Genomic DNA, 15,289 nt, shown 5'->3' on the forward strand with positions numbered 1-15,289 from the left:
CCTCCTAGCTAACGAGCTGTTTCACCTTATACTCTTGAATTTTTTCAATTAATGGTTCCGCTGAACCGTGGATATTGCCCACGCCATATATGACACGGTTTTGCATTCTTGTTTTCAGCACGTCCATGATTTCGTCTGTTGATTTATATTCCAGATCGTGCAATGTATCGGCAGGAATCTTGCCTTCTTCATAAGCTCTGACGATCGGTTCTGTCGTCTCGCCGATGAGTATGAGTTCCTTCGTTTTAATGTACGGAAGCACGTCGTTTGCGAACTGAATCGTTCTGTCCACACGGTCGGCGCGGCAGTTCATGATAACGATCGGTTCATCTGTCGGGTAGCCGATTTCCTTTACACGTTTCCATATATTTAAAGTAGAAGATGCATCATTTGCGGCAAAGCCGTTTACGAAATGACCGGGCTCCTTCGTGCTGAGCAGCGGCAGGATTCTCATGGCGCCAGGATCAGGCGGCGCATTCAGCATTCCTTTAAACGCCGTTTCTTCATCTATCCCAAGAGCCTGGGCAACGCCGAGCGCAAGGGAAGCGTTATCAGGAAAGACCATATATTCAAATTTTCGAAGGTATTCATCTGTAATTTTAGAGTTATCCGCAATAATGACCTCGGTATTCCGCTCTGCGGCTTTTTCTTTAAAGAAGTCTGTGTATTCACTGTCTGTAATGACAAGGTGACCGTTATACGGTATCGTCGCGGTAAATGCTTCAGCGATTTCATCAAGCGTCGGCCCCATGACGTCCATATGGTCTTCAAGCACATTCACGATGACGCCGATGTTGGCTTGAAGGAGTTCTTCCTGAAAGATAATCTGATAATCCGGGTTTACCGCCATACATTCACTGACAATGGCATTGGCGCCCCGTTCTACGGTTTCCTTCATTACTTCTTTTTGCTCGCCGATATTCGGACCCTGCGGTTTCCGTTTGATCGGTTTCTCCTCAGGTGTATCCCAATAGATCATCCTTGCATCTGTTCCCGTCGTTTTTCCGACTGTTTTGTAGCCCGCCTCCATCAGTATTCCGGTCGTCAGCCTCGTTACGGTTGACTTTCCGCGGATACCATTAATATTGACGCGTACTGGCAGAGCATCGATATTCTTCTGATGCCGCCTTTTTTCAATGATTCCGATGATTAGTACGGCAGCACAGGCTATAATGAGTAACCACATTGATTTTTGACATCTCCTTCTGTATTGATAAATTCATTCATCAGTATATAGCTTCACTATGAATTCTCAATCGGCATTATGTAACATAATCTTCCCGCTTTCACTGAGCCAAACTTCTCTATTAGTGACGCTATTCTTCCTATTATCGAATTGCTTTTTTTGGGAATAGGCAGGACTTCAACCTTACTTCAATTTTTCAAAAGAAAAATGAATGCGTTTACATTTTCACACAGAAATTCATTTGGACCAATGGAACTATTCGCGTTCCGGAAGAAAAAGATGTAATGATAATCCATCTTTTCCAGCCCGTTTGTATCAGCGTTTTTCGCACTGCGCATACGTTTCGGGACTCTCTGTCCGCTGTGTGCAGACTGCCTGTTTTGTTAAGGATAAGGTCTTAAAGTCATTCATTTTTCCCCCGTATCCTGCTTTCAGTCCCATTCCAAAATAACTAGCGGAATGACTGGTACATGACAGAAAAAGACGGGTCCGGAGTGTTTACAAGAAATACACATTTTATATGCGGAAAGCCTTTCTCCTTTTAAACCATTTACAGGACGTTTATCACTCTTTTGAAATAATTTTAATAAATCTTTATATTCGTTCAAGAAATATTCATCCATAATTGTGAAGTTCTTGGTAAAACATCGAGGAACTCCTCTATTTTATAAAATGCATAAAAAAGGAATACCCGCTGAAAACTACAGATAACCGGGGAAGGAGGCGGTCTGATGTCTGCGGATAAACAAAACAAACGGATTCCCGGCGATTTTGAATCGGCTGTACGGGAAATGCAGGAGCTGATGTGTGTTTGCGGTGATTTTAAAATACGAAGGATCAAACTGCAGGACCGTCATACCGCTTTCTTTTATATTGAACAAATGATAGAAGAACAGAAGCTGAATGAGTTTCTGTTAAGCGACACCCTGCAGAACGGCCCGCTTGAGGAAACGATGAATGCCGTCAGCAGTGCGGAAACGGATGAAACCAGAAAACTCATTGACGGGATTTTGGCCGGCCAGGTTGTTTTTCTCAGCGATGCATCAAGGAAAGCGAAGCTGTTTTCTGTCGGGCAGAATCCGCTGCGTTCCATTATGGAACCCGAATCTGAAAGTATCGTCCGCGGCGCCCATGACGGGTTTGTGGAAAGTTTGGAAACGAACATTCATCAGCTGCGGTTTCACATACAGGACCGCCATCTCTCCGTTCATTATATGGATATCGGGGAAAGAGCCAAATCAAAGGTTGCGGTTATCTTTGTTGAGAATATCGCCAATCCGGAGATTGTCGAGGAAGTGAAGCGGCGCCTGTCATACTTGCGTATAGACAGCGTGCTTGCGCCCGGGATTATCGAGGAATCAATAGAAGATAATTCGTTTTCCATTTTTCCGCAGATCATTCATACGGAACGGCCGGATAAAGCAAAAGCATGCGTGATGGAAGGCTGTGTACTGATCATGATGGACGGGAGTCCGTCGGCTTTGATTGCGCCGATCACATTCTTTTCTTTTTTTCAATCTCCGGACGACTACAGCACGAGGTGGATTTCTGCCAGTTTTTTAAGAGTGCTGAGATTTTTCGCCTTTATGATCGCGATTACGCTGCCCGCTTTTTATATCGCGCTGATTGCGTTTCATTTTGAAGTCATTCCCAACGATCTGATTATCACCATGAAAAATTCGATTGTTGATATTCCCTTTCCCCCGCTGATAGAAGCCATGATTATGGAAATTACGATTGAACTGATCCGCGAAGCCGGTATCAGGCTGCCGAGACCGATCAGTCAGACGATCGGCATTGTCGGCGGTCTCGTGATCGGTGACGCAGTCGTTCAGGCGGGACTCATTTCTAATATGATGATTATCGTCGTAGCCGTTACGGCTGTTTCTTCTTTTGTGCTTCCTTCATATGAAATGAGCACGTCCATCCGAACGCTCAGATTTCCGCTTATGTTTCTGGCATCCTCGTTCGGTTTTATCGGCATCGCACTCGGCTTCGGGCTTATTCTGATGAACCTGTGCAAGCTTGAATCACTCGGCGTTCCTTATTTATCATCGTTGACGCCGTTTCATTTCAGTGACTTGAAGGATGCATTTATCCGGCTGCCGGCTTGGTTTATTAAAAGAAGGCCTTTTTATTTGAGACCGCAAGACTCAAAGCAGATGAAACATGTTCGGGGGTGGAGAAAAGATGAAGCCTAAAAAAATCAGCCGGCTTCAAGGCGTGTTTTTCATTAATCAGACGCAGATCAGCATCGGCATTTTGGCGCTGCCCCATTTACTGATGATGAAATCGGGAAGCAGCGGATGGATTTCCATTCTGCTTACCGGATTGCTCGTCCAGCTTACATTCAGCCTGTATATGATATTATTTCACCGGTTTCCGAAGCTGAACCTGTACGAAATGCTGGAGGAGGTGTTCGGAACACTTGCCGGCAAAGGGGTGCAGGTGCTGTATATTTTATACTTCGCGTTTCTCTGCACGCTCATTCTTTCTGTATTTACACGGATATTGGATATCTGGGTGCTCCCTCAGACTCCGAATTGGGTGATCAGCTTAATGCTGATCCTCGGTTCTGTCTATATCGCCCAGGCTCCGCTGAATGCGATCGCCAGGTTCAGCTTTATTTTAACGCCGTTTTTGCTGCTGATCTCTCTGCCGCTTTTATACACGCTGGGAAAAGCCGATATCACATACATTATGCCGATTTTTCACGGAACCGCAAAAGACATGCTTACCGGGGTGCAGCAAACACTTGTCAGCATTACCGGCTTTCAGGCGGCGCTCGTGATCGGGCCCCTAATCAACTGCACCGTCAGCCAGCGCTACAAAATACTGACGATTTCAAACATCTTGATTATCCTTTATTACCTGTATATCACCCTTACTTGCTTTGTCACAATCAGCCCCGAAGAAATAAAAATGATCCCGGAGCCTGTGCTGTACCTGTTAAAAACCGTTTCATTCAGAATTATCGAACGGACGGATCTGCTCTTTTTGACGTTTTGGTTCGTGACCGTCTTTTCAACGCTGGCCAACGTGTTTTACTTGGCAAGCACCGGCATTGCCAAGCTGTTCAATCAAAAAGATCACAGCCGGTTTGTTTATCCGCTGGCCCTGCTCGTCTTCCTTCTGTCTATTTGGGCCACAAGCACAGATAAAACGATACAGCAGCTGGATCAGTTTTTCCGCATTTCCGATATTGTGTTTGTGTATTTGTTTCCGTTGTTTATGGTATTGATTGTCCTTGTACGCAAAAAGGGTGTCCGCCATGCGCATTAAAAAAGCGGTTCTTATCAGTCTCATGTGCGCAAGCCTGACACTTGCGGGCTGCTGGGATCAAAATTTGCTGAAAGATATTTCTCTCGTGCTGACCGCAAGCCTTGATGTTGATCATGACGGTAAAAATAAAATCGGCATCACCTATCGGAAGGTTCAGTCCTCCCAGGCGGAACAGGAAACGGGCGGCTCATTCATTACGACGGTGCTCAGCGCTTCCGGGCACACCATCCGTGAAGCGCGGTTTCAATTGGATAAGCTTGTCGACCAGCGCATTGACACGTCCAAGCAAAGAGTCTTATTAATCGGTGAGAAAATGGCGGAAAAACCGCTTTTTCCTTATCTCGATGTCTTTTACAGAGATCCGAAAAGCCCGCTTCTCGCTCATCCGGCGGTTGTAAAAGACGGCGAGGCGATTGAAGTGCTGAAGCTGATCGTCCGGCAGAAATTGATCGTCAGCAAGTATTTAACGAATTTATTAACAAGCGCTAATGCGGAATCAAATATCAGCATGGAAAATTTGCAATCCATCCGTTCAAGCATGCTGACGGCTGATAAGGATTTCGCCCTTCCTTATTTATCGATTAACGGACAGACGATAAAGGTAGAGGGTTCTGCCCTGTTCAGCGGCCAGCGAAAAGTGACTGAGGTGCTCGGTCAGGATTCGACCCTCCTGACCCTTTTAAGCGGGCAATTTAATAAATCGGCTAATATTAATCTGAAGCTGTGGGACAAATACAAAATGGATATAGAAAATTATCTTTCTCTCGGCATCACGGATGCCACGCGAAAGATTGTATTTATAGATACAGATCCGCAGCATATAAAAGTGAAAATCCGTTTAAAACTGAATGCACGCGTCTTGGAATATCCAAAGGACAAGCTGAATTCTTATACGGCAATCGACCAAATAAACAAACAAGCCTCAGCAAATTTGAACAGCCAGGCCAGATCGGTGATCAGCCATATTCAGGAGCACAACTCGGATATCCTCGGCATCGGCCGGAAATATCAAACCCATTATTATGAGCGGGGCAAGCGGCTCAATTGGCGTGGGGTCTATCCTTCCATCGAGATAATCCCTGATATTAAAGTGAATATCTCACAAATCGGCATCGTGAACTAAAAGAGACCCCGGTCTCTTTTTTTGTTGCCAACCGAAATGATTCGTGTTACTCTTTTTATGTAAACGGTTACATAGTTGAAGGAGGAGTGTTTGTTGGCAACGATTAAAGATGTCGCAGGCGCTGCCGGCGTCTCTGTTGCCACGGTTTCACGTGTCCTCAATGACAACGGCTACGTGCATGAAGATACACGAACGAAGGTCATGCTTGCCATGGAGAAGCTGAATTATTATCCGAATGAAGTTGCCCGTTCTCTTTATAAAAGAGAATCCAGACTGGTCGGGCTCTTGCTGCCGGATATTACGAATCCCTTTTTCCCTCAGCTTGCCCGCGGCGCTGAAGACGAGTTGCAGCGGGAAGGATACCGGCTGATCATCGGCAACAGCGATGAAGAATTGGAAAAAGAACTCGACTACCTGCAAACATTTAAACAAAATCAAGTTGCCGGTATTTTGGCGGCCACCCATTACCCCGACCTTCCCGAATACAGCGGCAGCCTTTACCCGGTCGTATTTCTGGATCGGACAAAAGAAGGCGCCCCATCCGTATTCAGTGACGGGTGGGCAGGCGGAAAACGGGCGGCTGAGGAAATGCTTCGCGGCAAAAGCACAAGCATCACGCTTGTCAAAGGCCCAGCCCACCTTCCGACCGCTCAGGAACGTTTTAACGGCGCACTTAACGTGCTGCAAAAAGCGAACGCGCAGTTCAATGTCATCTCCGCCGCTTCATTTTCCATCAAGGATGCCGCCATTTTAGCAGAAGAATTGTTTGCAGCATACCCTGAAACCGACGGAGTCATTGCCAGCAACGACATTGCGGCGGCTGCCGTCCTCCATGAGGCACTGCGGCTCGGCAAAAAAGTTCCGGAGGAGATTCAGATCATCGGATACGACGATATTCCGCAGAGCAGGCTTTTGTTTCCGCCGCTTTCAACCATCCGCCAGCCTGCATATGAGATGGGAAAACAAGCGGCAAACCTGCTGCTGCAATTGATAAAGAAAGAGCCGCCGAAAGAGACGGCCATTCAAATGCCCGTGACTTACATAAGAAGACAAACGACAAGAAAGGATGATCACCATGAGTGAAATTTGTGTTATCGGAAGCTGTTCTATGGATCTGGTCGTCACATCTGAACGGCGTCCGAAAGCCGGAGAAACCGTACTGGGCACAGACTTTCAAACCGTGCCCGGAGGAAAAGGCGCAAATCAGGCCGTAGCCGCTTCCCGCCTGGGCGCAAACGTATATATGGTAGGAAAAGCAGGCAATGACAGCTACGGAAAAGCGATTATTGAAAACCTGAAGGCAAACGGTGTCAATACGGACTATATGGAAACGGTTACACATAAAAAAAGCGGAACGGCTCATATTGTGCTCGCTGAAGGAGACAACAGCATCGTCGTCGTAAAAGGCGCAAACGATGACATCTCCCCCGATTATGCCAAAAGTGCGCTAGCAAAACTTCCCGGCATTGATATCGTGCTGATCCAGCAGGAGATTCCTGAAGAAACCGTTGAAGAAGTGTGCAGCTACTGCCGCGCGCAGCAAATTCCGGTTATCCTGAATCCCGCGCCGGCCCGGCCGCTGAAACAATCGACGATTGAGGATGCCGCATATCTTACGCCGAACGAACATGAAGCGTCCATTTTATTTCCTGACCGGACGAAAGAAGAAGCGCTCGCCGGCTATCCCGGCAAACTGTTCATTACCGAAGGAAAACAAGGCGTGCGCTACTCAGACGGCACCGCGGAACGGCTTGTTCCCGCCTTCCCTGCAGAAGCGGTCGACACGACGGGAGCCGGCGATACCTTTAATGCGGCACTTGCCGTCGCACTCGCGGAAGGACGGGACATTGAGCAAGCGCTCCTGTTTGCCAACCGCGCCGCCTCCCTGTCCGTGCAGCACTTCGGCGCCCAAGGCGGCATGCCGGCCAGAAAAGAAGTTGAGGAGCTGCTGTCATGAAAAAACACGGAATGTTAAACAGCCTCATTGCCAAAGTATTAGCTGATCTCGGGCATACAGACCTCATCGCAATCGCCGATGCGGGTCTCCCCGTCCCTGACGGCGTCCCTAAAATTGATTTGTCCTTAACGGCGGGCGTTCCCGCCTTTCGGGACGTGACCAGCCTGGTAGCCGGGGAGATGGCAGTCGAAAAGGTGATCGCCGCTTCCGAGATCAAAGACGCAAATCCTGAGAATGCAAGTTTCATAGAAAGCCATTTCTCAGCGCAGACGATCGAGTACATGTCCCATGAGGAATTCAAACGGCTCACACAGAAAGCAAAAGCCGTCATCCGAACGGGTGAAATGACACCATACGCCAACTGCATCCTGCAGGCGGGTGTGATTTTCTAGAAAGAAGGGATCCAGCATGCACATCGGCATGACAGACATTCATAAAGCATTCGGCAAAAACCAAGTGCTCTCCGGCGTCTCATTTGAGCTTCTGCCGGGAGAAATCCACGCTTTAATGGGAGAAAACGGAGCGGGCAAATCGACGTTAATGAATCTGCTCACCGGGCTCTACCGGCTCGACAAGGGAAACATTACGATAAACGGAACAAATATGAGCTTCTCCAATCCAAAGGAAGCCGAAAAGCACGGAATCGCCTTTATCCATCAGGAACTGAATATATGGCCGGACATGACGGTGCTTGAAAACCTTTTTATCGGCAAAGAGCTGACGACGGCGTTCGGCGTTTTGGAAACGAAGAAAATGAAAGCGCTAGCAGAATCACAGCTTGAAAAACTGGGAGTCTCTCTTCCTCTTGACCGGGAAGCCGGACAATGTTCCGTCGGACAGCAGCAGATGATTGAGATTGCCAAAGCGCTGATGACAAACGCCGAAGTCATTATTATGGACGAACCGACCGCGGCGCTGACCGAACGGGAAATCAGCAAACTGTTTGACGTGATGACGGCGTTAAAGCGGGACGGCGTATCCATCGTCTATATTTCGCACCGAATGGAAGAGATATTTTCGATTTGCGACCGGATCACCATTATGCGGGACGGCCTCACTGTCGATACGGCGCATATTAAAGACTCTAATTTTGATGAAGTGGTCAAAAAAATGGTCGGGCGGGAGCTGACCGATCGGTATCCGACTCGCACGCCGTCACTCGGCGATAAGGTGCTCGAAGTGAAAAACGCCTCAAAAAAAGGAAGCTTTTCACAGATCAGTTTCCATGTGAGCGCCGGAGAAATCCTCGGCGTTTCCGGCTTAATGGGTGCCGGACGGACAGAAATCATGAGGGCGCTGTTCGGAATTGACAGGCTCGATTCCGGAGAGATCTGGATTTCCGGCCGAAAAACCGGCATTCGGGGTCCGTACGATGCCATCCGTAAGGGACTCGGCCTGATTACGGAGAACCGCAAAGATGAAGGGCTGCTGCTGGATACGTCCATTCGTGAAAATATCTCATTGCCGAACCTGACCAGCTTCTCTCCGAAAGGCATCATTGACCGAAAACGCGAGGCGGAGTTCGTTGAGCTGCTCATCAAGCGTCTGACCATTAAGACCGCATCTCCGGAAACCGCCGCCCGGCATTTATCAGGAGGAAATCAGCAAAAAGTCGTCATCGCCAAATGGATCGGAATCGGCCCGAAAGTTCTCATCCTTGATGAACCGACAAGAGGCGTCGACGTAGGCGCGAAAAGGGAAATCTATTCATTAATGAATGAACTGACCGATCGCGGAGTCGCCATCATCATGGTGTCTTCCGAGCTGCCGGAAGTTCTCGGCATGAGTGACAGAATCATCGTCGTCCACGAAGGGCGCATCAGCGGAGAAATCAATGCGGCCGGCGCAACACAAGAACACATCATGACACTTGCCACGGGAGGGCAGCAGTATGAAAACTGAACCAATGACATCAACTGAACAAAAGCGATTTTCCATTCACACCTTCACACAAAAACTCGGTCCGTTTCTCGGCTTACTGATTCTTGTGCTGATCGTTTCCGTTTTAAACCCGAGTTTTCTTGAACCCCTCAATATTCTCAACCTTCTTCGGCAGGTTGCGATTAACGCTCTGATTGCATTCGGAATGACGTTTGTCATTTTAACGGGAGGCATTGATCTCTCTGTCGGAGCCATCCTCGCCTTATCGAGCGCATTGGTCGCAGGTATGATGGTCTCAGGCATCGACCCGATCTTAGCCGTCATCATCGGCTGCGTAATCGGCGCCGTACTCGGCATGATAAACGGATTATTAATCACAAAAGGAAAAATGGCGCCGTTCATCGCTACTTTGGCGACAATGACCGTCTTTCGCGGACTGACCCTCGTCTATACGGACGGAAATCCGATTACGGGACTCGGTTCAAGTTACGCATTTCAATTATTCGGGCGCGGTTATTTTCTCGGCATTCCCGTACCTGCCATTACGATGCTGATTGCATTTGCAACCCTGTGGGTTCTTCTGCACAAAACACCGTTCGGCCGCCGGACATACGCCATCGGCGGCAATGAGAAAGCGGCGCTGATATCGGGAATCAAAGTGCCCCGCATCAAGATCATGATCTATTCTCTGACAGGTTTATTATCGGCGCTGGCGGGAGCGATTCTGACATCACGCTTAAATTCCGCACAGCCGACGGCCGGGGAATCATACGAGCTGGACGCCATCGCAGCGGTCGTTCTCGGCGGAACGAGCCTGTCCGGCGGTCGAGGGCGCATCATCGGTACACTGATCGGGGTTTTGATTATCGGTACGCTGAACAACGGCTTGAACCTTCTCGGCGTATCATCTTTTTATCAGCTCGTCGTTAAAGGAATCGTCATTTTAATCGCGGTGCTGCTGGACCGCAAAAAATCGGCATAGTAGGAGGACCATTATGAAGAAAGCCATCATCACGATCGCGGCATTATCACTGTTTTTGCTGTCCGCCTGTTCACTTGAACCGCCACAATGGGCAAAACCGTCAAACACAAAACATAAAAAAGAATTCACTATCGGGCTCTCCGTCTCCACATTGAACAATCCGTTCTTCGTTTCATTAAAAGAAGGCGTTGTAAAGGAAGCCAAAAAACGGGGCATGAAGGTCATTATTGTCGATGCTCAAAATGATTCATCTAAACAGTCAAATGACGTAGAAGATTTGATCCAGCAGGGAGTCGATGCGCTGCTGATCAACCCGACCGATTCATCAGCGATTTCAACAGCCGTCGAATCGGCAAATTCCCTCGGCATTCCCGTCATTGCGCTTGATCGTTCAGCCGAACACGGCAAAGTCGAAACGCTTGTCGCCTCTGACAATGTCAAAGGAGGAGAAATGGCGGCTGACTACCTCGCCGATCAGCTCGGAAAAGGCGCCAAAGTAGCGGAATTGCAAGGGGTGCCGGGCGCATCCGCAACACGGGAACGCGGAACGGGCTTTCATCATATTGCCGACAAAAAGCTGGATGTCGTAACAAAGCAAGCGGCGGATTTTGACCGTACAAAAGGATTGACCGTCATGGAAAACCTGCTGCAGGGACATCCGGATATTAAAGCCGTGTTCGCCCATAATGATGAAATGGCACTCGGCGCGCTCGAAGCGATTAACAGCTCAGGCAAACACATTCTGGTCGTCGGTTTCGACGGAAATAAAGATGCGATTTCTTCCATTAAAAACGGAAAGCTGACAGCCACGGTCGCCCAGCAGCCGGAGCTGATCGGAAAACTGGCGGCCGAAGCGGCGGAGCAGGTGCTCAAAGGAGAAAAAGTCAAAAAAACCATTTCCGCTCCATTGAAACTTCAAACACAAAAATAACCGGCCGATGTTTAGACTTCCGGTAAAACGTGAAAGGATGAAGTAAAAGGAGAGATACAGATGAAGAAAACAGCCAAAGCGGCATCCATTCTGACCCTTGCAGCGGGAATATCAGCGGCTTCAGCTGCCGGAATAACGCCTCTTCCGGAGACACACGCGCAGGAAGCGGTCAAAATTGACGATCTGTACAGCTACCCGCTTGACTCTTATCTCGTTTCCGCGGAAGCATTGAACGTCAGAACAAAAGCATCAGCAGCCAGTCCGAGAGCTGATACCCTTCATTTAGGCGACAGCTTAAAGATGGTTTCATTCCAGAACGCTGACTGGGCAAAAGTACATTATAAAAACGGAAAAACAGGATTTGTATCTACTCATTATATTGTTAAAGAAGCAACAACCGTAAAAACGACGGCAAAAACAAAAGTATATACAGACAAACAAGCGGTCAAAGCTTCCCTTGCTAAAAACACGAGCGTTTCTTTCCTCGGATGGAAAAAGACAGCCGGCGGCGGCATTGACTTCGGCTGGGCGCTTGTCGATTACGGGGGCGCAACGGGATATATCAGCACAAAAGATCTGCAAAAACTGACATAATAGCAAAACGGATTTCGCAAATTCAGCGCGAAATCCGTTTTTTCTTTCTTGGGCAGTCAGAAACGTCTAAGGTTCGAAATATTTCTCAGGAAATATTGTCGGATGAAGATGAATGCATACGACTCTAAAATGGCTTCTTTATGTAATCCGCCAGGCGTTTTGCATTGTCACGAATAGCCGCAGCATCGGCGCTGCTTACCCCGTACATAGCGAAAGCCGGCAAATAGGTCATACCCGTAAAATTAGCCATTGCCTGAAACGGCCTTAAGAGCTCGCTCAGTGAAAAATGGTTGGACCCGCCTGCCTGATATGCATCCTCTCCGGCACCTACAGAAACAGCCAGCAGCAATTCTTTGCCGTGCAGCGCCTTTCCTTTGGAACCGTAAGCCCAGCCATACGCCAGCACATGATCCATCCATGTTTTTAAAAGCGGAGGCGCACTGTACCAGTACAGCGGGAATTGAAATACGATCCGGTCATACTGTTCACACAGCTGCCGTTCCTTTTCCGCATCTATTTTCCCGTCCGGATATTCTTTATAAAGCTCACGGACCGTGATGTCATCATGATTTTTTAATTCTTCTGTCCACGCCTTATTGACCGCTGAGTTGTTCATGTCAGGATGAACCGCTAATACCAATACTTTCACAGCTACCACACCTTTCCCTTTTGACTGTATTTTACCTAATCTTTACCGGTTCAGCCAAATAAAAAGAAAGCCCCCGAGAAAAATGGAGCTTTCTTTTTTAATTTATTCCGGGCTTCCTTCGGTTGTTTCGATATCCTTCGCAAAATTCGGATTATCTAAATTTGCGTTGAAAAAGTCCGCCGTATTCGGAAGCTTGAGGTTCATATTCATTTTTTGAGAAATGGTCACTTTACAATCTTTAATGACATAGTCAAACACGTGTCCGCCGGAATTGCGTCCTTCATCAATGAAGTGCAGGTGATATCCGGAAACAGCGATGCCGTTTGCGTACCCCGGCGTCCAGAAGCCGGCGATTGTACCCTGAATGTCGTCAAAGTTGAACACAGGCTGTGTTTTCACCGCTTCGATCATCGGAACGTACGGTTTCTCCTGGCGTTCTACCGTTCTTGTCTGCACCTTTTTAAATACGCCGTCTAAACGGATCGCATAAAATAAGTTTTTACTAGGCAGAAGGCTGGCGATTTCCTGCTCGAATTCTTCACGGGTCATTTCGCCGTCGATCGTATGCGTCATATCAGGCGTGAAAAATGTGAATGAGCAGAATGGTGACAGGTCTCCGCCTTTAACAGGCGTAGCCGTTCCGTCGCCGCGCAGACGGTAAAATTCTCCGTCAAATCCGATTAATTCGCCGTCCAATTTGTTGAACGTGCCGATTCCGAAATCACCGAACTTCGGAATGTCAGCCATATCAAAATCTCCGTCATATACTCCGTCCAGCAGAGATGTCATTGTTGATACTTGATAGATCTGATCCTCAGGTGAGCCTTTTTCTCCGCGGCTCATCATATGGATGTCGCTTGCGTTTTTCATATTCCCTTCACTCCTTTTAAATTGGGCTGTTTTAGAAAACAGGTCATGGTGCGCAGAGTGCTAGAGAGCTTTTGCTTTCATTTTTTCTTTGAATTGCTTCGGAAGCATGTCGCTTGATAAATGGACATTGTCACTGTAATCGACAGGAATGTCAATGATGACAGGGCCTTCTGTGTTCAAGCCTTTTTGCAGCACGTCTGCCAGCTGTTCCGGTGACTCAACGCGCAAGCCGGTGGCGCCGAAGCTTTCTGCATATTTTACGATGTCAATGTTTCCGAAATCTACGCATGATGTACGGTTATATTTTTTCATTTGCTGGAATGCGACCATATCATATGTGCTGTCATTCCATACAAGGTGAACGATCGGCGCTTTTAAGCGGACTGCCGTTTCCAATTCCATTGCAGAGAACAGGAATCCTCCGTCTCCTGAAACGGATACGACTTTTTCACCCGGATTCACCAATGTGGCGGCAATCGCCCAAGGAAGCGCTACGCCCAATGTCTGCATGCCGTTGCTGATCAACAGTTTCAGCGGCTCATAAGCGCGGAAGTAGCGGGACATCCAGATCGCGTGAGAACCGATATCGCAAGTGACGGTTACGTCGTCATCAATTGCATTGCGCAGTTCTTGGACGATTTGCAGAGGATGCACTCTGTCGGATTTATGGTCGCTTGGCGCCTTCTCGCTGTCTGTGAGCATCTGTTTTAATTCGCTCAGCACTTCTTGTTCACGGCTGCCCATATCAAATGTCACAGCGTCGTGTTCAATTTGTTTAACCGTAGCGGAGATATCGCCTAATAATTCTAATTCCGGCTGATAGGCATGATCGATATCGGCCTGGATTTCGTCAAGATGGATAATAGCACGGTCACCGTTTACGTTCCAGAACTTCGGATCGTATTCAATCGGATCATAACCGATCGTTACTACGACATCCGCCTGTTCAAGCAGAAGATCGCCCGGCTGGTTGCGGAACAGTCCGATCCGGCCGAAATATTGGTCTTCCAGCTCTCTGGACAATGTGCCGGCCCCTTGGTACGTTTCTACGAAAGGCAGTTTTGTTTTGGCAAGCAGTTTGCGGATTTGTTTTACCGCCTCCGGTCTTCCGCCTTTCATGCCGACTAACAGAACGGGAAGTTTTGCCGTCTGGATTTTCGCGATAGCCGCGCTGACCGCTTCTTCCGGTGCAGGGCCTTGTTTCGGCGCCGGCACGCTGCGTACGTTTTTCACATTTGTGATTTCATTCACAACATCCTGCGGAAAGCTCACGAAAGCCGCGCCTGCCTGACCTGCTGACGCTGCCCTGAAGGCGTTTGTTACCGCTTCTGGTATATTCCCTGTTTCCTGTACTTCTACACTGTATTTTGTAATCGGCTGAAATAGCGCCGCATTGTCCAATGATTGGTGTGTCCGTTTTAAACGGTCTGCGCGAATTACGTTACCCGCCAGCGCCACTACCGGATCACCTTCTGTATTAGCCGTTAACAAGCCGGTCGCCAAGTTGGATGCCCCCGGGCCTGAAGTAACGAGACAAACGCCTGGTTTTCCAGTCAGTCTTCCGACAGCCGCAGCCATAAATGCAGCGTTCTGTTCGTGACGGCATAAAACCAGTTCAGGTCCTTTATCTTTTAACGCATCAAATACTGCATCAATTTTTGCACCCGGAATGCCAAAAACATGTGTGACACCTTGCTCCACTAAGCAATCAACAACAAGCTCCGCCCCCCGATTTTTTCCAGAGGTTTTTAGTTCATTTGTTGCTTTTGCCAACACCCTCACTCCTTATTATGCATATTAAATATAAAATTTTAAGTAATTTGTGATATTATTC

Annotated in this window: 14 protein-coding genes; 10 read left to right on the top strand and 4 right to left on the bottom strand. The window is 48.1% G+C overall.

What is annotated here, in order from left to right; genetic code table 11:
- Nucleotides 1-4: 4 nt before the first annotated feature.
- A complete protein-coding gene (pgsB, locus tag NYE62_RS18345) occupies nt 5-1,186 on the bottom strand; it encodes a poly-gamma-glutamate synthase PgsB (protein ID WP_003151337.1) in 1,182 nt (393 codons plus the stop codon).
- Nucleotides 1,187-1,917: 731 nt separating this feature from the next.
- On the opposite strand from pgsB, the gene NYE62_RS18350 reads away from it, so the two are divergent.
- The 10 genes from NYE62_RS18350 to NYE62_RS18395 all read left to right on the top strand — a co-directional run bounded on the left by NYE62_RS18350 (nt 1,918) and on the right by NYE62_RS18395 (nt 11,936).
- On the top strand, nt 1,918-3,387 hold the full coding sequence (locus NYE62_RS18350; RefSeq protein WP_023357161.1) for a spore germination protein: 1,470 nt from the start codon (nt 1,918-1,920) through the stop codon (nt 3,385-3,387).
- A complete protein-coding gene (locus NYE62_RS18355) occupies nt 3,377-4,468 on the top strand; it encodes an endospore germination permease (RefSeq protein WP_031379309.1) in 1,092 nt (363 codons plus the stop codon). The genes NYE62_RS18350 and NYE62_RS18355 overlap by 11 nt, the downstream gene beginning before the upstream one ends.
- Nucleotides 4,458-5,591: a Ger(x)C family spore germination protein gene (locus tag NYE62_RS18360; RefSeq protein ID WP_039253592.1), complete on the top strand. Its 1,134-nt coding sequence runs from the start codon at nt 4,458-4,460 to the stop codon at nt 5,589-5,591. Before NYE62_RS18355 ends, NYE62_RS18360 begins: the two co-directional genes overlap by 11 nt.
- 93 nt (nt 5,592-5,684) lie before the next feature.
- Nucleotides 5,685-6,674: a LacI family DNA-binding transcriptional regulator gene (locus NYE62_RS18365; protein ID WP_095352594.1), complete on the top strand. Its 990-nt coding sequence runs from the start codon at nt 5,685-5,687 to the stop codon at nt 6,672-6,674.
- Entirely contained in the window at nt 6,667-7,548 is an 882-nt protein-coding gene (rbsK, locus tag NYE62_RS18370) for a ribokinase (RefSeq protein ID WP_007407520.1), read from the top strand. The genes NYE62_RS18365 and rbsK overlap by 8 nt, the downstream gene beginning before the upstream one ends.
- Nucleotides 7,545-7,940: a D-ribose pyranase gene (gene rbsD / locus NYE62_RS18375; RefSeq protein WP_095352593.1), complete on the top strand. Its 396-nt coding sequence runs from the start codon at nt 7,545-7,547 to the stop codon at nt 7,938-7,940. Before rbsK ends, rbsD begins: the two co-directional genes overlap by 4 nt.
- A gap of 16 nt (nt 7,941-7,956) precedes the next feature.
- Nucleotides 7,957-9,450 (top strand): sugar ABC transporter ATP-binding protein, encoded by a 1,494-nt coding sequence (locus tag NYE62_RS18380; RefSeq protein WP_095352592.1) that lies wholly within the window; start codon nt 7,957-7,959, stop codon nt 9,448-9,450.
- A complete protein-coding gene (rbsC, locus tag NYE62_RS18385; protein WP_007407523.1) occupies nt 9,440-10,411 on the top strand; it encodes a ribose ABC transporter permease RbsC in 972 nt (323 codons plus the stop codon). The genes NYE62_RS18380 and rbsC overlap by 11 nt, the downstream gene beginning before the upstream one ends.
- A 13-nt stretch (nt 10,412-10,424) precedes the next feature.
- Entirely contained in the window at nt 10,425-11,342 is a 918-nt protein-coding gene (gene rbsB / locus NYE62_RS18390) for a ribose ABC transporter substrate-binding protein RbsB (RefSeq protein ID WP_007407524.1), read from the top strand.
- Between the two features lie 60 nt (nt 11,343-11,402).
- Complete coding sequence (locus tag NYE62_RS18395) at nt 11,403-11,936, top strand: SH3 domain-containing protein (RefSeq protein ID WP_342497113.1); 534 nt, start codon at nt 11,403-11,405, stop codon at nt 11,934-11,936.
- 124 nt (nt 11,937-12,060) lie between these two features.
- Here the strand turns inward: NYE62_RS18395 and NYE62_RS18400 are convergent, their stop codons facing one another.
- From NYE62_RS18400 to alsS, 3 genes are all read right to left on the bottom strand, one after another.
- Nucleotides 12,061-12,585: an NAD(P)H-dependent oxidoreductase gene (locus NYE62_RS18400; RefSeq protein WP_040238799.1), complete on the bottom strand. Its 525-nt coding sequence runs from the start codon at nt 12,583-12,585 to the stop codon at nt 12,061-12,063.
- Between the two features lie 102 nt (nt 12,586-12,687).
- Nucleotides 12,688-13,455, bottom strand: coding sequence for an acetolactate decarboxylase (gene budA, locus NYE62_RS18405; protein ID WP_003151318.1), 768 nt, complete (start codon nt 13,453-13,455; stop codon nt 12,688-12,690).
- 60 nt (nt 13,456-13,515) lie between these two features.
- The gene (gene alsS, locus NYE62_RS18410; protein ID WP_040238798.1) at nt 13,516-15,228 is read right to left on the bottom strand and encodes an acetolactate synthase AlsS; all 1,713 of its coding nucleotides are present in this window, start codon (nt 15,226-15,228) and stop codon (nt 13,516-13,518) included.
- Between the last annotated feature and the right edge of the window lie 61 nt (nt 15,229-15,289).

The organism is Bacillus sp. FSL K6-2861 (assembly GCF_038630725.1).
Classification (GTDB): domain Bacteria; phylum Bacillota; class Bacilli; order Bacillales; family Bacillaceae; genus Bacillus; species Bacillus velezensis.

Coding starts and splice junctions, on each gene's coding strand:
- rbsK (WP_007407520.1), top strand. CDS start 6,667: ATGAGTGAAATTTGTGTTATCGGAAGCTGTTCTATGGATCTGGTCGTC.
- budA (WP_003151318.1), bottom strand. CDS start 13,455: ATGAAAAACGCAAGCGACATCCATATGATGAGCCGCGGAGAAAAAGGC.
- rbsC (WP_007407523.1), top strand. CDS start 9,440: ATGAAAACTGAACCAATGACATCAACTGAACAAAAGCGATTTTCCATT.
- rbsB (WP_007407524.1), top strand. CDS start 10,425: ATGAAGAAAGCCATCATCACGATCGCGGCATTATCACTGTTTTTGCTG.
- NYE62_RS18350 (WP_023357161.1), top strand. CDS start 1,918: ATGTCTGCGGATAAACAAAACAAACGGATTCCCGGCGATTTTGAATCG.
- NYE62_RS18380 (WP_095352592.1), top strand. CDS start 7,957: ATGCACATCGGCATGACAGACATTCATAAAGCATTCGGCAAAAACCAA.
- rbsD (WP_095352593.1), top strand. CDS start 7,545: ATGAAAAAACACGGAATGTTAAACAGCCTCATTGCCAAAGTATTAGCT.
- NYE62_RS18360 (WP_039253592.1), top strand. CDS start 4,458: ATGCGCATTAAAAAAGCGGTTCTTATCAGTCTCATGTGCGCAAGCCTG.
- NYE62_RS18355 (WP_031379309.1), top strand. CDS start 3,377: ATGAAGCCTAAAAAAATCAGCCGGCTTCAAGGCGTGTTTTTCATTAAT.
- NYE62_RS18395 (WP_342497113.1), top strand. CDS start 11,403: ATGAAGAAAACAGCCAAAGCGGCATCCATTCTGACCCTTGCAGCGGGA.
- pgsB (WP_003151337.1), bottom strand. CDS start 1,186: ATGTGGTTACTCATTATAGCCTGTGCTGCCGTACTAATCATCGGAATC.